The sequence below is a fragment of the Companilactobacillus sp. RD055328 genome (assembly GCF_022835675.1).
GTDB lineage: Bacteria > Bacillota > Bacilli > Lactobacillales > Lactobacillaceae > BQUT01.
Map to the genome: position 1 here is coordinate 233,688 of NZ_BQUT01000001.1, position 21,006 is coordinate 254,693.

Here is a 21,006-nt window from a genome sequence, read left to right on the forward strand (position 1 = left end):
ATATTATCATATTATTAAGTTTTTATCAAGATACTAGTTATTTGCCTAACAAATCGAATAACGACTTGAGAGTTGTAATCGATAATTGTTCCGCGCGTGCATTACTACTAATATTTAATTCTTCAAAAACTGACGTGATTTTTTGTTTCATCTCATCAGTTCTTCCTAGCATATTCAACAAGTTATTCCATAAGCTTTTTCGCTTTTGTGCAAAGCAAGCTCGAATAAATTTATTAAATTTTGCGAAGTCATCAATTTCATATTTGTTATTATCCATCTTACTTAAGGTCACAACTGCCGAATCAACTTTAGGTTGTGGGAAGAATGATTTCTTATCAATAATTAGAGAAATTTCTGCATCCATTCTACTTTGAACAGTTATAGTTAGCGAACCAAACTCACGATGTCCTGGAGTAGCATTAATTCTCTCTGCAACTTCTTTTTGCATCATTAAAACCATTTTATCAAAGTTTATATCATCATCTAATAACTGCAATAAGATCGGAGTGGTGATGTAATATGGTAGATTAGCAACCACCTTAATAGGTCCAGTGATGTTTTTTTCTTTAACGAAATTATCTAAATCAACAGATAAAATGTCTTCATTAATAACTTCAACATTATTATAAGGAAATAATGTATCCGCTAGAACTGGAATTAATGAATCATCAATTTCAAATGCATATACTTGTCCTGCATTTTGAGCTAATTTTTCAGTTAGAGAACCGATTCCTGGTCCAATTTCAATAACTGTATCTGCTTGTCCTAATTCAGCCGCATCAACAATTCCTTGTATTGCCTGTTCATTAGTTAAGAAGTTTTGGCCTAATTGTTTCTTAGCTCTCAGATTGAATTTTTTGATAATAGCATTAGTTCTAATTGGATTAGCAATGCTTAATTGACTTTCTTCCATTATTTCTCCTGTTGAATTGCTTGAGTTAATTCTTCGATGGTGATACTAAACTGATTAACTTTTTTCAAAAACTGTTTGGAGTTTCCATAACCAATATGAAGTCGATCTCCTACTAATTCACGTAACTTCTTAGATTCTGGATATCCTATTAGTTTCAAGTTCATTAATTCTGCCTGTGTAACTTCTTCTTTTAATTCTTTAGGTGTAACAACATTCATTAATGCTTCTTCAATATCATTTTTAGTGGCATGCTCAACGCCCAGACTATTGCCCGACTTCCTTGGCACTGCTTGAGCACGAGGTAAAAATGCCTGCTTGATTTCTGGAACTTGATCGACAATTTTTTGCCGAATCTTATTCCCATTGAAATCTGGATCAGTTAATACTATCGCACCACGTTTAGCAACCGCCACTTTTATCTGGTCAATAACTGGTTGATCAATAGCCGATCCTTTGGTCTCGATAGTATCAATATTTTTGAAAAAACTTCTTAAATGCGTTGTGTCAGACTTACCTTCAACAACGATTACTTCATTAATTTCATCCATTTATATTAAAAATCTCACAAGTATTTTTGTAGGTTTGGTTAGCAATTTCATCAATCGGTTCATCACGAAGTTTAGCAATTGCTTCTAATACATATCTCGTATAAGCCGGTTGATTCTGAGCTCCTCGATAAGGAACTGGAGTTAAGTAAGGCGCATCAGTTTCTAAAAGCATCTTGTCTAATGGTGTAATTGCAGCTGATTCATGAACTTCTTTGGCATTCTTAAATGAAACAACCCCACTATAAGAAATATAAAATCCTAATTCTAAGAATTTGTGCAACCACTTAACATCACCATTAAAACTATGCATGATGACTTTTGTATTTGATAAATCTATCTGACAAAAGATTTCGTAGGCATCTTCATAAGCATCACGACAGTGAATTGAAACAGGAACACCCAACTTATTAGCGAGCTTCAATTGCGCTATGAACGTCTTTTTTTGAATGTCTCTACTTGGCGCATCTTCCCAATGATAATCTAGTCCAATTTCACCAATTGCGACTGCTTTTTCATTATTCAGATTATCCAATAGATATTGTTCAGCCTTGTCATCATATTGATCTGCTGATTCTGGATGCCAACCGATAATGGCATACATATTAGGATAATCAGTGGCTAATTTTAATGCTTTGTCATTCAAATTATAATCTGAACCGACATTAGCAATCTTAATTACATCTAATTCCTTAGCATTCATATTGTAACCAGCAATATCATCTGCAAATGGCTCATCATTCAGATGTGTGTGTGAATCAAAAAGTTTCATCTTAACCTACTTCTGCTCCGTTAGCATGAGAATCATCAACGATTATTAATTGTACTTGATCATCTTTTTCTGAAGATAATAACATTCCGTTACTTACTTCACCGCGAATTTTTCTTGGTTTCAAGTTCACAACTGCAACTACTTTTTTACCAACTAATTTTTCAAACTCAGGATAGTATTCAGCAATTCCTGAAACAATTTGTCTTGTTTGTCCACTTCCATCATCTAGTTGGAATTTAAGTAACTTATCAGCTTTTTGGACTTTTGCTACTTCTTTAATTTGAACAGTTATCATTTTTACTTTGGCAAAATCATCAAATTCAATTTCTGAATTTGGTTTTTCACTTACGTTCTTGCTCTTCTTAGCAGCCGATTTACTAATCTTAGCTCCACCAGATTTTGCTTGGTCTTGAGCCATCTTGTTCTTAATATATTCTACTTCTTCTTTCAAATCTAAACGTGGGAAAATTGGTTGGCCTTTTTCAATAACTTTCTTCCCAACAACACTATCACCAAATGATAATTCATTATCCTTATCGATATCTAATCCTAATTGGCTAAACATCTTAGCTGGTGTTTGTGTCATTACTGGTGAAATCATTAATCCAACAAGACGTAATGTCTCAACTAGGTGTCCTAGAACTGAAGATAGTGTATCTTTGTTAGCTTCATCTTTAGCAAGAATCCAAGGTTCTGTTTCATCAATATATTTGTTAGCACGTGCAATTAATTTCCAAATAGCATCAAGAGCATTAGAGAATTGTAAATCATCCATCTGCTTGTGATATTCAACAATTGTTTCATTTGCTGTGTCTACTAAATCTTGATCAAAGTCTGTTTTGTTAGCAACCGATAGTATTTCACCATTATCATATTTATTAATCATAGTAATTGTTCTGTTCAACAAATTACCAAGATCGTTAGCTAGATCATAATTGATTTTTTCAATGAAGTCTTCTGGTGTGAATTTACCATCATTACCAAATGGCATAACTCGCATCAAGTAGTAACGAAGAGCATCTAATCCATATCTTTCAACGATCATTTCTGGATATACAACATTACCCTTAGACTTACTCATCTTACCGTCTTTCATAACAAGCCATCCATGTCCAAAGACTTGTTTTGGCAATGGTAAGTCAAGAGCCATCAAGACGATTGGCCAATAGATTGTATGGAAACGGACAATCTCTTTACCTACTAATTGAACATTAGCAGGCCAATATTTCTGGAATAGTTCATCATTATCACTTGTGTAACCAAGCGCTGTTATATAGTTAAGCAAAGCATCAATCCAAACATAAACAACATGCTTAGGATCACTTGGCACTTGAACACCCCAAGAAAAACTTGTACGAGTCATTGCTAAGTCTTCAAGACCAGGCTTAATGAAGTTATTAATCATTTCATTCATACGTGATTCTGGTTGAATGAATTTTGGATTATCTTGATAGTACTTAAGTAGACGATCTGCGTATTTACTCATCTTAAAGAAATAAGTAGGTTCAGTTACTAACTCTACTTCATGTCCTGATGGAGCTTTTCCACCTATCATCTTGTTATTATCGTCACGATATACTTCAGCTAATTGTGATTCTGTGAAGTATTCTTCATCTGAAACTGAGTACCATCCTGAATATTCACCTAAGTAAACATCCCCTTGATCAATCAAACGTTGAACAATCTTTTGAACTGCAGCAACATGTTCTTCATCTGTAGTTCGAATGAATTTGTCATTTGATATTTCAAGAGTCTTCCACAATTTCTTGATATCTGTTGCCATCATATCAACATATTCTTGAGGTGACATGTTCTTTTCAGCCGCTTTTTGCTCGATTTTTAGTCCATGTTCATCTGTTCCTGTCAAAAAGAACACATCAAATCCTTGGTTACGTTTATAACGTGCCAAAGTATCTGCTGCTATTGTGGTATATGAATTACCAATAGTTAATTTTCCAGATGGATAATAAATCGGTGTAGTCACGTAAAAAGTTTTATTATTTGTCATAGTCGCTCCTCAATAAAAGGTCGAGAGTAATTCTCGACCTTAGTACGTTTATTATTTGTAAATTATAGCATATTCAATACTTGGTTAAAATGCTGTACTTCCTATAATAATGAGATTTGTTCACTAGGTTTAGTTTTAAATTCTAATCCAAGAATCTTCTGGAATTCGACAGCATTTTTATTGGCATCTAGTCCTCCATTATTGTTAAAAATAACAATAGTGTTTTGGACTTTTTTTGATACTTCTTTTACCGATTGAGCTAATTCTTCTAGTTCATTTGTTGAATAGCAATAATTAGTTCTTGCACCACTTTCAAAACCTGTAGGTGTCTTCCAACCAATTGTGTTTCTTCCATGAAATCTAAAAAAGGCTAAACGATTGTTTGTAATAGCAATATCAAATGGTACTGCTCCACTTCCTACTTGTGGTTCATCAATCATCGCTAAAGTCACATTGTATTCTCTCATGAGATTAACTGTTCGTTTGTAGTAAGCCTCTTCGTACCAACTTTGATGACGAAATTCAACAATTAATGGTAGTTGTTTTAAGTACTCAAAAACATTGCGTAAGTGAATTATGTTTTCTTTATCAACTTCAAAGAAAGCAGGAAATTGTAATAAAACTCCAGTCAACTTATGTTTCATTGGCTTCAAAGATTCTATCAACTTCGTACATTCTTTTTTGACCGTATCATTTGAAACTTCCGATTGCCTTGTGATTTCTTTACTGGCTTTTATAACAAATTCAAAATCGTCATCTACTTGATCGTGCCACTTCTTCACTACACTTGCGTCTTTAATCCCATAAAAGAAACTATCAACTTCAACGCAAGCATAAAATTTTTCATAATCAGCTAACCCAATATTTTTCTTATCCAACAAATCAGGATGCTTTGCCCAATTTGTTAAACCAACTTTGATCATAATTCACCTATTTCAATTTTGAAAAAATATCAACAGCATCAGAAACAATCATCTCGACACCATCTTCAGGTTCAATATCTTCTTTATTAATGGCAATAACCTTAGTATCGGTTGTTCGATACTGTAGTAAGTTAGCAAACGGATATACCTTAAAACTAGTCCCAACAATTACAATCAAATCCGCTTTAGTAATTGCTTCTACCGATTCTTTCAATGCTCGTGGACTTATATTCTCTCCGTATAAAACTGTACTACTGCGAAGAAGACCACCATCTTTTTTGTGATGATAATCTGTAAGATATTCATGATAATCCACTTCTTCACCACATTTTTTGCAATGAATATCATATAAATTACCGTGAAATTCTACAAGATTTTTTGTCCCTGCCTTTGAATGTAAGCAATCAACATTTTGTGTGATTACCATTCCTTTTTGATTTGTTATTTCAACCATTTTCTCATGAATTACATTAGGTATAGCATCTGGGAAATACATATTTTTTATAACAAAGTCATAAAAACCGTCTGGATTATTGACTAAGTTATCGTGACTCAAGATATATTCAGGCGTTAATTCTTCACTACTCGTATACAATCCATTCTTAGAACGATAATCAGGAATTCCAGAAGGTGTTGAAACACCTGCCCCAGTCATAAATACTACATACTTAGCATTATTTATTTCTGTTTGTAAATCCATAACAATCCTCCTATCGGATTAAGTAATCTATATTATATTCAGCTAGAAAATCAGCTAAATTAGTTTGATATAACTCTTTGAAAAAATCTGGATTTTGATTCTTATTACTTATTTCAATGAATCCAGAATTCTGATGACTACTCTTCATCTCTAACACAAAAGGATGAATATTATCTCTCGTTATTAAATCAGTATGGACAATCTCAATTACCTGATTAACTGTTAATCGTAATTGTCGTTCACTAAATATCGGTGTCAATGTAATTAATTGAGTATGTAATAAATCAATATATCCGAGAATCTTGATATTATTATCAAATTCAAAGAACAATCTCACTAATGCTGAATAGTGCTGATTCTTATTAGTAACGTCTTGAATCACATCATTTAGCTTCTGAGCGATTGTAGATGGTTGTTCATATCCTCCGATTGTTTCTTCATTGAAGTTATCTAACATAACTAAAGTTCGATACAAAACTAATTCGCTATCTTCAGCTTCTGTTCCTTCAGCCGCTAACATCTCAATTGTTCCTGCATTAAGAGATTTTTGGATGCTCTCAGTTCTAAATCCACCCTCTTGTTCCCAATATGCGATCATTCTATGATCAACTATACCTTTTAATGAACTAGCTGTTATTTGGCTTTGTTGATTGAAGTTGGCATCATTCCCATACAAATTGACGGACATTTTTGTGAAATCACTGAAGTCTAATTTGATATGAAATAACTCGTGAATAATCATATATTCAACATTCGGAGAATTTGTAATGGTAATAACTATCTGGTCATCTTCAACTACATGTTCAGAATGACTCAAGTCAATATATGAAGTTGTTTGTTCAGTATCTGTTTCTATCACAATTTTTTTATCAGTTAATTCTTCTATTTCACTAATTAATTTTTGTGTCTTTTCATTCAATGTATCGTTATTTATTTTTTTCATCATTAAGTCCTTATTCGTTTTCTATGCAAATTATATCATTGGAACTATATTTTTTTTAACGTTTATGGGGTAAACTAATACTTTGTACGAAGAAGGTGAAAATATGTCAAAAATAGCAATCTTAACAGATAGTTCTTCTTATCTATCAAAACAACAAGCAAAAGATAACAATATTGAGATGCTTTCAATCCCAATTATTTGGAATGAAAAAGAATATCGCGATATCGTTGATTTGTCATTCAATCAATTTTATGAACGTTTATCAACACAAAAAGAGTTGCCAACAACGTCAACCCCATCGCTAGGTTCATTAGAAGCAAAAATAGATGAACTTAAAGCAGCTGGATTTGACGAAATTATTGGTATTTTTATTTCTAGTGGTATTAGTTCATTCGTCAATAATGCTACAACTTATGCTGAACAAAGAACAGATATTAAGTTTCAAGTCTTTGATGCCCATGTGACTTGTGCAGGATTAGCAAACATGGCATTATTAGCAGCTAAAATGGTGAGAGATGGACACAATAGCGATACCATCTTTGAAGCTTTGGCCAAAATCAAAGAAACTACCCATATCCGCTTAGTTGTTGACGATTTAAAACATCTAGCTAGAACTGGACGTCTAAGTAACGCAGCAAGTTTTGTTGGTGGACTACTTAATATTAAGCCAATCATTGCCATGGATGTGAAAGCTTCGGGTACTGGTGAATTATCAGTAATCGAAAAAGAACGTACTTATATCAAGGCATTCAAACGAGTGCAGCAAGACGTCGCTGAACAAATCAAAGATGTCGATTATACAGTGCGAGGAACTATCATTGATGCGCATGATGCTAAAAAGAGTACCGAATGGGAAAGCACATTTAAAGAAGACTTTCCAAAAATGATTGTCGACACAAGTATCATTGGACCTGTTGTTGGCGTTCATACCGGACAAGGAGCTATTTGTATTATTTGGGCTCAAGATTGGGAAGAATTAGCAGAATCATATAATAAATAACGAAATTATACTAAAAGACCACTTCAATTGAAGTGGTCTTTTTTAGTTTTTTCGCTCTTGTCGATTAAACCGCCATGTCATTATTAATGTTAGTAGAGGCGTAATATAAAAAGTTAATAGATAAGCAAACAATGACAAAACAAAACAGCCGCCTATGATGGTCAATCCATAATATTCTAAATACCTTAATGACCATCCTAGTTGCAAAATATCAGAAGGAACTGTGGGGACTATTGGTAATAAGTAATCATGAAGTGGCGAATCTAATCCATAACATAGATATGAAGAATTATTGAACATTCCTGATATTCCAAATAATAAAGTGAAGATAGACAAGAAGAAAGAACTAATATAAAACAAATAATTATTTTTTAATATTAAATTAACTATTAAAAAAACAACAGACATTACAGCAAGTAGTGCAAGTATGTAATCAACGGTTGTTAATTTAGTTAGTGTTATGCTTGTCGAAATTAAGTAGATATCGTTTGCTTTCAAAACTATCTTAACTATAATTAACAACATTCCAAAAAAGATTAAAGGTTTCAAGATACGTTTTTGTAATTTATTTAATTCTTCATTCTTTCGATTCATAGCTACTTGTAATACTGCTAAATATTTTTTCTTTGCCATCAACAGTTCTCCTTAAATATTTACATATTGTATACCAAAAGAACGCATAATATTAATAATGTTATGCGTTCTTTATTTTTTCTATCAAATATCCTTCACGGACACTAGCTTTGATTGTTGTCATCTTTGGTGGAGTAGCAATCTTGATGATATTTTCTATCATTGTCATGCCACCATTAATAATATCGACAATTCCTGCAGGAATCTCAGATAAATTTTGAAGTTCTGAGATATTCATTTTCCGTAATTCAATAATCTCTTTTTGTACTTCACTCGTTTGTACAAAATCATTAGATTTTAACATTTTGAATAATACAATTGAGGAACCACCTAACAATACCATTGGCTGATTAAAATTACTCAACCAAGTTAATTCTTGTAGCTGTTTTTGTAATTGGTCGTCAGCTGCTTGTTGCTCACTTATAGCAACTGGAATATCACTAAAGAAATCATTAGTAATATTAACACCGCCTCTATTAATACTAATAGCGTTTGTTAATTCACCATCAACAACCGTAATTATCTCTGTGGATCCACCACCAATATCAGCTATCAAAACATCTTTTAATCCGAGCTTATAGTTAACAGCTAAATAATCATAGTAAGCTTCTTTTTTAGGTGAAATAATCTCAATTTTAATTCCCGTGTTTTGCAAAACTTCAGCAATGAACTCTTGTTGATTATTAACATTGCGAACTGCCGCTGTTGCAATAGCATGTATTTCAACATCATCATCTAACTGCGTAATAAAATTATTAATAATCTTAATCACACTATTTGTTGTTACTTGTTCAATATAATTATCTGAATTAAGCAGTCTTTCAGCTACCCGATTTAATGATATTTCCGTAAATGTCTGCCCTGTAATTTCAAATTCTGCTGTACGAATAGAATTGGAGCCTAGCTCAATAATGCCAATTCTTTCACCCATGACTTCACCTAACCTTCTTAATTATTATAAGACTAGTTGACTCTGATCATTATAGAACTTCTTGTAAGCTAAGTAACATGATATTACTGATGCGATACTAGTTGCTGATAGCAACATGAAAGTTACCATTATTTGATACTTAATCGCTTTGACCGGGTCGACTCCTGCGAATATCAATCCTGACATCATACCTGGCAAACTAACTAATCCGACAGTCTTAGCTGAATCGATTGTTGGTGACATCCCTGTCTTAATGCTATCTCTCAAAATATCCATTGAAGCCAATTTAATATTTGCTCCTAATGCTAACTTTTCTAGAACTTGTTGATGACGATCTTTAAAGTTCGACTTCATATTACGGTAACAAAGGCCAATTGCTACCATTGAATTACTAGCAACCATTCCTGATATCGGAACCATTTGTTGAGGTATAAACTTAATAGATCCTGAAGCTACTAATACTCCAATTGTTACTCCTGTACTTGAAACAATTGCTAAAAGAGAAATCCAAAACAAATCAGGTATTCCCTGTCCACGCTTCTTAGCATTCCAAGCGGCGTTAGTTACAATTATAATAATCATTGTCGTTGTTAAAATAATATTATTTGTTCGGATAATATATTTCAACAAATAACCTACTGTGAATAATTGAATGATTGCTCGCACAATTCCAATAATAATATCTTTATCTATTCCTAATTGTTCCTTATAGCCGAAATATAACGCTACTAAAACTAGTACAAATGATAGTGCTAATGATGTATTACTAACCGCTAAATTTTGCATTATTGTCCACCTATCTTTCCATCAATCACTTGAATCATTTTTTTTGAATTATCAATTTCTTCTTGATCATGTGTAATAGCCAATACTGTGATTTCATGTTTCTTATTCAAATGATTAACTAAATTATGAATAATATCTTTATTTTCTTTGTCTAATCCTGTTGTTACTTCATCTAAGATTAAGACCTCAGGTAAGAACATCAGGTTCCTAAGTAGTGCAACACGTTGGCGTTGTCCTCCTGATAAGTCGATAACTTTTTGTTCCAACATATCTGGACTTAAGTTTGCCATTTCCATACGTTCAATCATTTGTTCGTCATTAATACTTTCATTTCTAACTTTGAATGGAAACTCGAGATTATCACGAACTGTTTCACCGAATAATGTAGGTTGTTGGAAACAATATGAGACCTGCTGCCGATACTTTGTTGGTTCATAACTATCTACATTTTTACCAAGATACTCAACATCTCCAGTTGTTGGATTAATCATGTTAGCAATCAATTTCATGATTGTACTTTTACCTGAACCTGAAGGTCCAGAAAAAGTTAAGTAGTCACCCTGATTAACCGTAAGATTGATATTACTCAATATTTCTTTACCATTATTTTGATAATTTACATCAATTAGTTTAATAACTTCTGTCATTTTTTCTCCCCCTTACTTGATTTAATAAATTTACCATAATTTAGAAGTATTCTAAATAGCAAAAAAGCCGGAATAATCCGACTTCTTATTTTTTAATATTTTTTATTAACTCTTCCATCTTCATCATTTGGAATTGTTTGGTAGCATCTTCTGTTATACGTTTTTGTTGAGCTTCATCCATAGTTGGATTTTGTTCCATTGCTGCCATAACAACTTTTTGAACGTATGATGCTCCTTCAGTCTTTAATGTTGCTTGATATGTCTTGTCTTTCATCTTCTTTTGTAGAGCTTTTGCTTGCTTAGTCGATAGAACTAGCCAATCTTTATTTATATGAAATGTATTTTTTCTAGATACTATTTGATGATCATTACCAGAAATTCCAAACATAAATTTCATAAAGTCAGATTTATATACACGATACTTAGATTCGCGAACTAACTTAACTTCATTACTATCTGTAACAACCTTATTTGAAACATATGATTCTGCCTTCGTATGACTTGGTTTCTTCTGATTCTTATCTGTTCTATAGATATAAACGTTTTCTTTACCCTTTGTACCAATTTGTTGATACAAAAGCATATTCATACCTTTGTTAGGTGTAGCAGAAACAATATCAATGGTCTTTTCTTCGGTTACAGTTTTCATTCCTAAATGGTTGTAATCATTCATTACAATCAACATAATATTCCCGATTGTTAAAGAAAAGAAAATCACACTCAAGATGTTACTAAGTGTTTTATTATTAACATAGACCGTAACAATGAAGGTTAATAATACTAAAATTATTAATGTAAAAATAATCATATTAGTTAGCCCCCTTTACTGTTGTGTCATTTTTTTTACTTTTAAGAAAGAACGTTAATACTACGGCTGTCACACAGAATAAAGCAGCCACTAAAAATGCTGCATGATATCCGGTTAGAGTGGCATTAATAACACTATCTTTATATACAAGTGGCATTTCTTTTAATAGATGTTTTGCAGGCATTGATTTGTTAGTTACATTAGATAGCACACTAATCAACACCGCTGTTCCCATTGATGAGAAGACTTGTCTTGTTGTGTTATTTACAGCAGTACCGTGACTTATTAAGTTATTAGGTAATGAGTTCATTCCTGAAGTCGTAACAGGCATCATAACCATTGAGATACCAAACATTCGAACAGCATATAGAACTGTTAAATAAAGTGTTGATGAATCTTTAGTTAGATAAAAGAATGGAATCGTACCGATAGTTAGTAACAACATACCGGTAGTTGCCAATCTCTTAACACCATATTTATCAAAAGCACGTCCAGTAATAGGACTCATAATCGCCATCATTACAGCACCTGCAAGTAATGCTAGTCCAGAATGAAATGCTGATAATCCTTTAACAATCTGCAAGTACATTGGCAAGATCATTTCTACACCAACCATTGCCATATTTGTAACAGATGACAATGCAGCAGCAATCGCAAACTCTGATTGTTTGAAAACTCTCAACTCTAAGAATGGTTTATCCAAATGAAGTTGACGATAACCAAACATCACAATAAAGATAATCCCGGCAATAATTGGAACAATTACTTGTAGTGATGACCAACCTTTGTCTCCAACTGTTGAGAATCCATATAATAAAGCCCCAAATCCCGCAGTCGACATAACAAATGAAAGCACATCTAACTTGTTCTTAGTCGTCTCAATTACGTTCTTCATGAAGAATAACGACATAATAATAACTATTATAACGATTGGAATAATCATTCCAAACAAGTCACGCCATGACAAGTTATCAATTACCCAACCTGATAATGTAGGACCAATTGCTGGGGCAACACCAATAACAATACCGGCCATTCCCATAGCAGTACCTCTTTGACTAGCAGGGAATATTGTTAACATAATTGTTTGTAGTAAAGGCATTGATAACCCAACTCCTAAAGCTTGAATCAAACGTCCAGTTAACATCACAGGAAAATTAGTAGCGACAAAACACACGATTGTTCCTATTAAGAATGTGATCATTGCTGATAAATATAATAATTTTGTTTTAAATCTTGTAATCAACCATGCACTAACAGGGATCATTACCCCGTTCACTAACATAAATCCAGTAGTCAACCACTGAATAGTTGAAGTTGAAACATCAAACTCATTCATTAATGTTGGAAAAGCTGTTGATAGAATTGTTTGGTTCAACACCGTACAAAATGAACCTATCAATAGCACTGCTACCATTAATGAACGATTATAATGCTTACCATTTATATCCGTATTATTCATTACTTTGTTCCTTCCATTTAGACAACATCGAATCTGGTTCAAGTCTTTCAGGTTCAATAATTGCTTTATCTAAGATTTCTCCCAAATTTTCACGTTCGCTCATTGTTAAAGAAGATAACAATTCATCATCCCAAAAGTTCAAAACTTTTTTAAAACTAGCTGTAATTTCAAATCCTTGCTTAGTTAGAAAAACTTTTTTCAACCGTTTGTTTTCTGGATTAACTTTTCTAATTATCAAGTTTCGATCTTCTAAACTTTTTAAAGAACGAGCAATGCTTGCTTCATCAAATGAAGCTTTGTCTCTAATTTCTTCTTGACTAACTCCAGGATGATGCTCACTAGCAAACATAATAGCGACTTCAATAATCTTAAAACCTTCATCTTTAGCAATTTGCTTTAAAAAAGTTCCCTTTTGTCTGGCTAAAAAGAATAATTTTGGACCTATTTCCAAATGTATTACCTCCTTTTTTAAAAACTTTATTCATTCTATTCTTTACTCTTGAAAAAATCAAGAGTAATACTTGAAATTTTCAAGTATTATGTTTTCCATAAAAAAAGACTGAACTTAAAAGTTCAGTCTTCATTAAAATTCTTTAGAAATAATTCACTCCGATGGCTTTTCTTACTTCATCAAGAGTTTGATTGGCAACAACGTTAGCCTTTTGACTTCCGGCTTTTAGCATGTCATAAACAGCAGGAATATCTTTGGCGAATTCTTCACGGCGTTTTCTTATTGGTCCTAATTCTGCTTGTAGAACTTCATTGAGATAACGTTTAACTTTCACGTCACCTAGTCCACCAGCTTGATATTGTGCTTTTAGGACATCGACTTCTGACTTGTCTTTAGCAAATACGTCTAGGTAAGTGAAAACAGTATTACCTTCAATTTGACCCGGATCTTCAACACGTATGTGATTAGGATCTGTGTACATTGACATAACTTTTCTTTGTACTTCGTCTTCTGAATCTGATAGATAAATACAGTTACCTAATGATTTACTCATCTTAGCATTACCATCAAGTCCTGGAAGTCTTCCTTGTCCTTTAGGTGGGAATACTCCTTCTGGTTCAACTAATACATCTACGTCATATGTGTGGTTAAATGATCGTACAATTTCACGTGTTTGTTCAATCATTGGTTCTTGATCATCACCTACAGGAACAGTGTCAGCCTTGAATGCTGTAATATCAGCAGCTTGGCTTACTGGATAAATCAAAAATCCTGAAGGAATGCTTTGTCCGAATTCTTTTTGTTTGATTTCAGCTTTTACAGTGGGATTTCTTTCAAGTCTAGCAACACTCACAAGATCTAAGTAATACATTGTTAACTCATTAAGTGCTGGAATTTGTGATTGAACAAAAATAGTCGACTTATTGGGATCTAATCCTACTGCCAAATAGTCTAGAGCTACTTCTACAAGACTATTACGAATTTTTTCGGGATTACGCGCATTATCAGTAAGTGCTTGCATATCCGCAATCATGACGTTGATATCATAATCACCAGAGTCTTGCATTTTCACACGATTCTTCAATGAACCGATATAATGACCGATATGTAATTTACCTGTAGGACGATCTCCTGTTAAAACAGTTTTTTTTGTCATGACTTATACCTCTTTTTCTTTATTTATAAATATAATGAATCCTAGCGAATTAAAAAATCGCCCAATTGTATTCACAATAGGACGATTAATCGCGGTGCCACCATATTTTGCAGAAATTATTTCTACCACTCAATTAGCTATAAAGGGGCAACCTATATCCAATTCCCAATTCATTAACGGTGAACATTTCAGAATTCCGCTCACTCTCTGTGACTATTAATTGAATTAGTACTATAAAACTACTATACTATTCTAACTAATATATCGACATTCAAAAACTTTGTCAATAAGAGGAACTATATGACTGCAAAACAAGAAGAACAACAACGTGTCGACAAAGTCGAAAAAATCATTGAACAACAACTGACTGATACGTCTGATAAAATGACACAAGCTAAGCAACGAACTAAAGAAATCGAAACATCTTATGGTGCTAACACTCGTGTTAATACTTTAGAAGTCGATGACCAAATGGAAACTAACGCTTCTGTACAACAACAAAAAACTTTGGTATCCATGGCTATCGAAAACGAAACTATTTTGAACACCAAAAATAAACAATTACAAAACCTAAAAGGTTCGCCTTATTTTGGCCGTATTGATGTGACTGACGCCACACAAACTAGTTATTATATTGGTACTAGTACTTTACAAGATGATCATAATAACTTTCTTGTTCATGACTGGCGCGCTCCTATTTCCAGTCTTTATTACAACGGAACGTTAGGACAAGTTACTTATGAACTACCTGATGAAACTAGTAAAACTGTTGATTTAAAACTTAAACGCCAATTCAATATTGCTGATGGAAAAATCAAGAATATGTTCGATACTAACGAAACTGTTGGCGATGAAATCTTGCAAAACGCTTTGGGCAATAAGAGTAGTGACTACATGAGAAATATTGTGGCCACTATTCAACAAGAGCAAAACACTATAATTCGTGATACAAGTTCAGATATTCTTATGGTGCAAGGAGCTGCCGGCTCAGGTAAAACTTCTGCCATCTTACAACGTGTTGCATATTTGCTATATCACAGTCGTAGTAAATTAAATTCTGATAATATGATTCTCTTCTCACCTAACAAATTGTTTAGTAATTATATCTCACAGGTCTTACCTAGTTTGGGTGAACAAAACATGCGTCAAGTTACACTAGATGACTTCTTATCTCGTCGTTTATATGGTATTAAAGTTGAATCATTATTTGAGCGTTTCGAGCGTGATTTACATAATCTACCTACTGCCACCAAACTAATTCGTCAGTACAAAGAAAGTGGAAAATTCTTCGATAAAGTCATTGAATACTTCAGCCATAATGATTTAGCATTATCATTTGAAGATGTTTATTTCGAAGGCGAAATCTTCTTTAGTAGCCAACATATCAAAGAAGTATTCAATACGTCCAATTCTCGCTTACCATTATCATATCGATTCTTAAAAACTAAGAATTACTTAATTAAAGAATTGAAGCAACGAATCAAAACTGATGCTAATGAAGAATGGGTCCAAGATGAACTCGATAATCTGGATGACTTAACATTTCAACAATTACTCAAAGATAATAATATTGAAGATTTTGAAAAACAACGCGAATTCTTATCACAAAAATTCTTAAAAGAGCGCTATCGTTCAATCTACAATGGACTATTTAATGATTTCTTTTGGGATCCATATAAAGCCTATCATGATTTCTTAAACTCTAATTCAACTGAACACATTGATAATAATTCATGGTCCGAAATGGTCGCTTCCATTCAGGATAGTATTGAATATCACAAAATTCGTTTGAGTGATTCAGTTCTCGTCTTACTAATTAGAGATCTTGTGACTGGTACCGGCAAGAACTACAGCATTCAACATCTGTTTGTAGATGAAATGCAAGACTATCCTTTGACGGTCTTTAAATATTTGAACTTCTCATTTCCAAGTGCTAAATTCACTTTACTCGGAGATTTTGCTCAAGATATTTTTTCTACAACTTACACTAACGATGATCGTTTAATGAATTTACAAGAGTTATTCTCTGATAAAAAATGTCAGCTAATAACGCTCAACCAAAGTTATCGATCTTCTGCTCCTATCACAAACTTTGCCAAGGCTGTCCTTCCACATGGAGATCTCATAAAAACATTTAGCCGAGACGGCAATATTCCACACATTATTAACTACGATTCAAATGACAATTACCTTACAGATATTCCACGATTATTCGTTGAATTAACTAAGCATAACGATACTGTGGCAATCCTTACAAAAACTGCCGAACAAGCTCAAACTATCTTTGACAACTTAAAATTAAAAATAGAAATTAATCTAATTAGTAATCAAAATCGTTCATTAAAACCAGGATTATTAGTATTGCCGATTTATTTAGCTAAGGGATTAGAGTTTGATGCAGTTATCGCTGATAATATTTCCCAGGAAAACTATCCAGATAGTCATGAAGAAGATATCGTTTACACTATTTTCACACGTGCAATGCACGATTTAGTAGTTACTAGTGTGGGAGACGTTTCTCCAATTATTCAAAAAATTGATTCCACACTATATAAAAAAGACTAGCCGATGCTAGTCTTTTTTCTTATCCTATTAATCTGGCAAAGATTGGAACAACAATATCAACAATTATTCCGATAACAATAACGGAAATTGAAGCCATTGATCCTTGTATTTCACCTAATTCTAAGGCTTTAGCAGAACCAATTGTATGTCCAGCAGTTCCTAGTCCTAATCCTAAACCAATTTCTGATTTGTCTAACTTGAATAGTTTGATTAAGTAATCACCTAAAGCATAAATAATAACGGCATTAAGTATTACTGTCATAGCTGTAATTGCTGCATTACCACCAATTGCAGTAGATATTGGAAGAGCAATCGCAGTTGTTGCTGCTTGTGGCATCATTGCAAGTGTTGCAGAACGATCTAATCCTAGAAGGTTTGAAACTAATACGATTAATATCAATGAAACGACCATTCCTATTAGTAATGATAAGAATATTTCAAACCAATATTTCTTAACAATATCATTACGTTTGTACAATGGTACAGCAAAGGCAATTGTAGCTGGGTTCAAGAACCAGAAGATAATATCTCCACCTGGTTTATAAAAATCTGTGTAGACCTTTGTAACTGGCATGTGAATAGCACTGGCTAAAGCTATCAAAGCAAGTATTCCTACTACCATTCCAAAGAACAATGGTTGGAATAAAAAGAAACCTTTTGTCTTTTTAAATAAATATTGTCCCAGTAAAAAAACTAAGATTGATAAACAAATTCCAAAAAATGGTTGGCTTAATACTTCTGTCATTATTTGCTTACCCCCTTGTTATTTTTTTCTGATTTATTGCGAATTTTAATTAATAACCAAGCAATGTAAGTAGTCACAACTAACATAATTACTGTTGATATAATTACAACAACAACAATCTGTACACCTTGTGCTTTCATAATATCGAGACTTCCGGCTAAAGATACACCAGATGGCACGAATAAAAATCCAATAATACTAATCATGAAAGCTCCAAAATCATCTACCCATTCAACCTTAATTATTTTGAAAGTCAAAAGTAAATACAAAATTATTAATCCGATAACCGGAGTTGGTGCCGGAAAACTTTCTGGAATAAGTGCGGAAATAATACTTGATACAAATAATACTGTGGCATAAATTCCCGCCTGAATAAGCACAGGAGCTGATTGAGTTTGTTTTTCTTTATTCATTCTGAAATCCCCCTTTTTCTATACTTTTAGTATAGAAAAAAACACTCATTTTTGAGTGTTTTTGAGGTTAAATACCATTATCAGAATGTGAACTACATATATTCATAGTTAAAATGCATCCGCTTACATACCTAATGCTTCTCGCATATCATTGACATAAGTTCTCGCTACCGGAATCTTGTCCCCATTACTCATTGTTAATTGATAAGTACTATTAAAACTTGGTTCAGTCATTACGACTTCATCAACATTAATTACGAAGCTTCGATAAACTTGCATGAACTTATTTGAACCTAATGATTCCATGAAATGAACCAAAGTTTGCTTAGTTGTAAAGGTCCCATCTGCAGTAACTACATTTAAGACTCCACTATCAACAGAAACGTAAATAATGTTTTCTTTTTTTAGAACTGTTGTTTTATCATCATTAGTTATCGCAATACGATTATTATTTACCTGATGTTTGTTAATGAGAAGATTGACCTTCTCTAGCGACTGATTGATTCTCTTCTCGTCAAAAGGTTTCAACACATAGTCAATTGCATTCACTTCAAAAGCATTCAATGCGTATTGATTATATGCCGTAGCAAAAATAATCTGTGGTCGTTTAGATATAGAATTAATTTTATCCGCCAAAGTAAAACCATTTTTTTCGCCTAATTCAATATCCAAAAAAATTACATCATAATTATTTTTTTCAATCATTGTATAAGCATCATCGATATTATCTACTTCAGCAACATTATTAACTAACTTATTCTTGTTCAATAAAAACTGCAGCTCTTCACGAGCTAGCGGTTCATCATCAACTACTAATATTTGCATATTAAATCTCCTTAAAGGGAATATTAATTGTTACAACTGTCCCCTTACTACTTGTCTCAAATTGTAACTGACTATCTATTCCGTATAAACCTATCAAACGCTGGTTTAAGTTTTGTAATGCCGTTCCACTACCTGACTGGGAGTCAACAACTTCTTTACCAAGCTTATCTTGCTTATCAATATCAATACCTAATCCATTATCAATGACTTTGATTTGCAATTGGTCATGATTTTTTAATACTGAAATCAACACCTTATTGTCCTTCTTACGATCTGAAAAGGCATGTTTAATAGCATTTTCAACTAATACCTGAATTGTAAATGGTGGCAACATAACTTGTGGACTTACCTGTATATCAAATTGTACATCATAGCGTTTTGGAAAACGTGTTTGTTCTAATACTAAGTAAGCATCGACATGGGATCTTTCTTGTTCAAAAGTTACTTCAGTTTCTCTGAATCCTGTTAAATTAGCTCTAAAATAGGTACTCAACTCAATCAATAATTCACGAGCTTTTTCGCTATCTTTACGTATCATGGCAGAAATAGTATTCACCGCATTGAAGAAGAAATGAGGATTAATTTGTGCCTGTAGTGATTTTATTTCTGCATCGCGCACAAGTTTTGACTGTAATTCTGCTTCCCCTAAAGCAATCTGACTAGAAAAAATAGAACCTAATCCTTCAGCTAATTGGACATCAACCGGAGTTAACATACTAGCATCCACGAAATACATTTTTAATGTTCCAAAAATCCGATTATCAACGCTTAACGGTACTACAATCGCTGCATTTAAAGGACATTTTGGGTCGGAACATCCTATTTCTTTTTTTTGATAGGCAACACTTACTGTATTATTATTTATCGATCTTTTGGACAACTCTGTAACTAATTTCTCATTTAATAAATGATGATCACTACCCACACCCTCGTATGCCAAAACTTTATTGGTAGAAGTAATACTAATTGCCGAAAAATTAGTGAAGCGACGGATAATCTTGACAACTTCAATTGCTGAATTAGAATTCAATCCATTTCTTAAATAAGGGAGTGTTGTATCAGCCAAACTCAATACATCATGTGTTTGCATAGCACGAATTTCTTGTTCTTGATTCAAGTACATTTGAATAATTGCTAAAAAAATAAAAGTTCCGATAGTATTGGCAAATATCATTGGTACCGCAATAAACTTCACTAATTCCAATTTTGTAGGGCTAAAAAATAAGATAAATAACATTTGAATTGATTCCATCAAGAAACCAACTTTTAATCCTTGAGCCGGTGTCATCAATAAACCTTTTTTACTAGTTAATTGCTTCTTAAATAAAAGTCCAGATAATGCTCCTATTAATATGGAACTTGGAATATAAAACCAGCTGCTCCAATCCCCTTGAATAACCCGGTGAATACCCGTAATCAATCCAACAGAAGAACCTACATAAGGACCACCAACAATTCCTGACACCGTAATAGACAACAAACGTGTATTCATAATCGAAAAATCTGACGGCAAGGAGAATATTAAACCTGTTGATATAATTTGATTGTTTTGATCTATTTCAATTCCGGTTAAGTTTGAAACAATCGCAAATATTGAAAAAATTAAGATTAATTGATTCTTTGCGAGTTTACTTTGATGAGAAAATAGAAGTTTACGTAATGGCTTGATATTAACCAATAAAAAAGCCAAAACAATAACTAATCCAACTCTTTCTAACATTAACAGTGATAAATTAAGCATTATTTTTCTCCTAATAGTTCTAGTTAACCACAATTTAGA

The 21,006-nt window shown here is 33.0% G+C and carries 21 protein-coding genes; 2 read left to right on the forward strand and 19 right to left on the reverse strand.

Translation table 11 applies throughout. The annotated features are described in order from the left end of the window. Positions 1 to 37: 37 nt before the first annotated feature. The 7 genes from rsmA to RD055328_RS01280 all read right to left on the reverse strand — a co-directional run bounded on the left by rsmA (position 38) and on the right by RD055328_RS01280 (position 6,807). A complete protein-coding gene (gene rsmA, locus RD055328_RS01250) occupies positions 38 to 913 on the reverse strand; it encodes a 16S rRNA (adenine(1518)-N(6)/adenine(1519)-N(6))-dimethyltransferase RsmA (protein WP_244087010.1) in 876 nt (291 codons plus the stop codon). Then, on the reverse strand, positions 913 to 1,461 hold the full coding sequence (rnmV, locus tag RD055328_RS01255; RefSeq protein WP_244087011.1) for a ribonuclease M5: 549 nt from the start codon (positions 1,459 to 1,461) through the stop codon (positions 913 to 915). Before rnmV ends, rsmA begins: the two co-directional genes overlap by 1 nt. Next, a complete protein-coding gene (locus RD055328_RS01260) occupies positions 1,454 to 2,230 on the reverse strand; it encodes a TatD family hydrolase (protein ID WP_244087012.1) in 777 nt (258 codons plus the stop codon). Before RD055328_RS01260 ends, rnmV begins: the two co-directional genes overlap by 8 nt. Before the next feature lies 1 nt (position 2,231). Then, positions 2,232 to 4,238 carry a methionine--tRNA ligase gene (metG, locus tag RD055328_RS01265; RefSeq protein ID WP_244087013.1) on the reverse strand — a complete coding sequence of 669 codons (2,007 nt, stop codon included), beginning with the start codon at positions 4,236 to 4,238 and terminating at the stop codon, positions 2,232 to 2,234. A gap of 101 nt (positions 4,239 to 4,339) precedes the next feature. Next, complete coding sequence (locus RD055328_RS01270) at positions 4,340 to 5,161, reverse strand: DUF72 domain-containing protein (protein WP_244087014.1); 822 nt, start codon at positions 5,159 to 5,161, stop codon at positions 4,340 to 4,342. A 7-nt stretch (positions 5,162 to 5,168) separates the two neighbouring features. Further along, positions 5,169 to 5,861: an NAD-dependent protein deacylase gene (locus tag RD055328_RS01275; RefSeq protein ID WP_244087015.1), complete on the reverse strand. Its 693-nt coding sequence runs from the start codon at positions 5,859 to 5,861 to the stop codon at positions 5,169 to 5,171. A gap of 10 nt (positions 5,862 to 5,871) precedes the next feature. Beyond that, positions 5,872 to 6,807, reverse strand: coding sequence for a hypothetical protein (locus RD055328_RS01280; protein WP_244087016.1), 936 nt, complete (start codon positions 6,805 to 6,807; stop codon positions 5,872 to 5,874). Positions 6,808 to 6,907: 100 nt separating this feature from the next. Here RD055328_RS01280 and RD055328_RS01285 point away from each other — a divergent pair, with 100 nt between their 5' ends. Then, complete coding sequence (locus RD055328_RS01285; protein ID WP_244087017.1) at positions 6,908 to 7,804, forward strand: DegV family protein; 897 nt, start codon at positions 6,908 to 6,910, stop codon at positions 7,802 to 7,804. A 42-nt stretch (positions 7,805 to 7,846) separates the two neighbouring features. Here the strand turns inward: RD055328_RS01285 and RD055328_RS01290 are convergent, their stop codons facing one another. The 8 genes from RD055328_RS01290 to trpS form a co-directional block, all read right to left on the reverse strand. Next, complete coding sequence (locus RD055328_RS01290) at positions 7,847 to 8,437, reverse strand: hypothetical protein (RefSeq protein ID WP_244087018.1); 591 nt, start codon at positions 8,435 to 8,437, stop codon at positions 7,847 to 7,849. Between the two features lie 61 nt (positions 8,438 to 8,498). Beyond that, positions 8,499 to 9,368, reverse strand: a complete 870-nt coding sequence (locus tag RD055328_RS01295; RefSeq protein ID WP_244087019.1) for a hypothetical protein — start codon at positions 9,366 to 9,368, stop codon at positions 8,499 to 8,501. A gap of 24 nt (positions 9,369 to 9,392) precedes the next feature. Continuing rightward, positions 9,393 to 10,154 carry an ABC transporter permease gene (locus tag RD055328_RS01300; RefSeq protein ID WP_244087020.1) on the reverse strand — a complete coding sequence of 254 codons (762 nt, stop codon included), beginning with the start codon at positions 10,152 to 10,154 and terminating at the stop codon, positions 9,393 to 9,395. After that, a complete protein-coding gene (locus RD055328_RS01305; protein ID WP_244087021.1) occupies positions 10,154 to 10,801 on the reverse strand; it encodes an ATP-binding cassette domain-containing protein in 648 nt (215 codons plus the stop codon). The genes RD055328_RS01300 and RD055328_RS01305 overlap by 1 nt, the downstream gene beginning before the upstream one ends. 85 nt (positions 10,802 to 10,886) lie before the next feature. Next, positions 10,887 to 11,609, reverse strand: coding sequence for a DUF4811 domain-containing protein (locus tag RD055328_RS01310; protein WP_244087022.1), 723 nt, complete (start codon positions 11,607 to 11,609; stop codon positions 10,887 to 10,889). 1 nt (position 11,610) lies between these two features. Beyond that, positions 11,611 to 13,071, reverse strand: coding sequence for an MDR family MFS transporter (locus tag RD055328_RS01315; RefSeq protein ID WP_244087023.1), 1,461 nt, complete (start codon positions 13,069 to 13,071; stop codon positions 11,611 to 11,613). Further along, positions 13,064 to 13,522, reverse strand: a complete 459-nt coding sequence (locus tag RD055328_RS01320) for a MarR family winged helix-turn-helix transcriptional regulator (protein ID WP_244087024.1) — start codon at positions 13,520 to 13,522, stop codon at positions 13,064 to 13,066. The genes RD055328_RS01315 and RD055328_RS01320 overlap by 8 nt, the downstream gene beginning before the upstream one ends. Positions 13,523 to 13,664: 142 nt before the next feature. After that, a complete protein-coding gene (trpS, locus tag RD055328_RS01325) occupies positions 13,665 to 14,678 on the reverse strand; it encodes a tryptophan--tRNA ligase (RefSeq protein WP_244087025.1) in 1,014 nt (337 codons plus the stop codon). Between the two features lie 300 nt (positions 14,679 to 14,978). On the opposite strand from trpS, the gene helD reads away from it, so the two are divergent. Then, entirely contained in the window at positions 14,979 to 17,243 is a 2,265-nt protein-coding gene (gene helD, locus RD055328_RS01330; RefSeq protein WP_244087026.1) for an RNA polymerase recycling motor HelD, read from the forward strand. Positions 17,244 to 17,262: 19 nt separating this feature from the next. Here helD and lrgB read toward each other — a convergent pair whose 3' ends face one another. The 4 genes from lrgB to RD055328_RS01350 all read right to left on the reverse strand — a co-directional run bounded on the left by lrgB (position 17,263) and on the right by RD055328_RS01350 (position 20,967). Next, on the reverse strand, positions 17,263 to 17,988 hold the full coding sequence (gene lrgB / locus RD055328_RS01335) for an antiholin-like protein LrgB (protein ID WP_244087027.1): 726 nt from the start codon (positions 17,986 to 17,988) through the stop codon (positions 17,263 to 17,265). After that, positions 17,988 to 18,401 (reverse strand): CidA/LrgA family protein, encoded by a 414-nt coding sequence (locus RD055328_RS01340; protein WP_244087028.1) that lies wholly within the window; start codon positions 18,399 to 18,401, stop codon positions 17,988 to 17,990. Before RD055328_RS01340 ends, lrgB begins: the two co-directional genes overlap by 1 nt. Before the next feature lie 123 nt (positions 18,402 to 18,524). Beyond that, entirely contained in the window at positions 18,525 to 19,226 is a 702-nt protein-coding gene (locus RD055328_RS01345) for a LytTR family DNA-binding domain-containing protein (protein WP_244087029.1), read from the reverse strand. A 1-nt stretch (position 19,227) separates the two neighbouring features. Further along, positions 19,228 to 20,967, reverse strand: coding sequence for a sensor histidine kinase (locus tag RD055328_RS01350; protein ID WP_244087030.1), 1,740 nt, complete (start codon positions 20,965 to 20,967; stop codon positions 19,228 to 19,230). Positions 20,968 to 21,006 lie beyond the last annotated feature (39 nt).

Bases quoted from the DNA above. Each gene is read 5' to 3' on its own strand.
- RD055328_RS01315 (WP_244087023.1), bottom strand. From the start codon at position 13,071: ATGAATAATACGGATATAAATGGTAAGCATTATAATCGTTCATTAATG.
- RD055328_RS01350 (WP_244087030.1), bottom strand. From the start codon at position 20,967: ATGCTTAATTTATCACTGTTAATGTTAGAAAGAGTTGGATTAGTTATT.
- rnmV (WP_244087011.1), bottom strand. From the start codon at position 1,461: ATGGATGAAATTAATGAAGTAATCGTTGTTGAAGGTAAGTCTGACACA.
- rsmA (WP_244087010.1), bottom strand. From the start codon at position 913: ATGGAAGAAAGTCAATTAAGCATTGCTAATCCAATTAGAACTAATGCT.
- RD055328_RS01260 (WP_244087012.1), bottom strand. From the start codon at position 2,230: ATGAAACTTTTTGATTCACACACACATCTGAATGATGAGCCATTTGCA.
- RD055328_RS01340 (WP_244087028.1), bottom strand. From the start codon at position 18,401: ATGAATAAAGAAAAACAAACTCAATCAGCTCCTGTGCTTATTCAGGCG.
- RD055328_RS01290 (WP_244087018.1), bottom strand. From the start codon at position 8,437: ATGGCAAAGAAAAAATATTTAGCAGTATTACAAGTAGCTATGAATCGA.
- RD055328_RS01305 (WP_244087021.1), bottom strand. From the start codon at position 10,801: ATGACAGAAGTTATTAAACTAATTGATGTAAATTATCAAAATAATGGT.
- metG (WP_244087013.1), bottom strand. From the start codon at position 4,238: ATGACAAATAATAAAACTTTTTACGTGACTACACCGATTTATTATCCA.
- RD055328_RS01275 (WP_244087015.1), bottom strand. From the start codon at position 5,861: ATGGATTTACAAACAGAAATAAATAATGCTAAGTATGTAGTATTTATG.
- RD055328_RS01310 (WP_244087022.1), bottom strand. From the start codon at position 11,609: ATGATTATTTTTACATTAATAATTTTAGTATTATTAACCTTCATTGTT.
- RD055328_RS01300 (WP_244087020.1), bottom strand. From the start codon at position 10,154: ATGCAAAATTTAGCGGTTAGTAATACATCATTAGCACTATCATTTGTA.
- helD (WP_244087026.1), top strand. From the start codon at position 14,979: ATGACTGCAAAACAAGAAGAACAACAACGTGTCGACAAAGTCGAAAAA.
- lrgB (WP_244087027.1), bottom strand. From the start codon at position 17,988: ATGACAGAAGTATTAAGCCAACCATTTTTTGGAATTTGTTTATCAATC.
- RD055328_RS01295 (WP_244087019.1), bottom strand. From the start codon at position 9,368: ATGGGTGAAAGAATTGGCATTATTGAGCTAGGCTCCAATTCTATTCGT.
- RD055328_RS01280 (WP_244087016.1), bottom strand. From the start codon at position 6,807: ATGATGAAAAAAATAAATAACGATACATTGAATGAAAAGACACAAAAA.
- RD055328_RS01285 (WP_244087017.1), top strand. From the start codon at position 6,908: ATGTCAAAAATAGCAATCTTAACAGATAGTTCTTCTTATCTATCAAAA.
- RD055328_RS01270 (WP_244087014.1), bottom strand. From the start codon at position 5,161: ATGATCAAAGTTGGTTTAACAAATTGGGCAAAGCATCCTGATTTGTTG.
- trpS (WP_244087025.1), bottom strand. From the start codon at position 14,678: ATGACAAAAAAAACTGTTTTAACAGGAGATCGTCCTACAGGTAAATTA.
- RD055328_RS01345 (WP_244087029.1), bottom strand. From the start codon at position 19,226: ATGCAAATATTAGTAGTTGATGATGAACCGCTAGCTCGTGAAGAGCTG.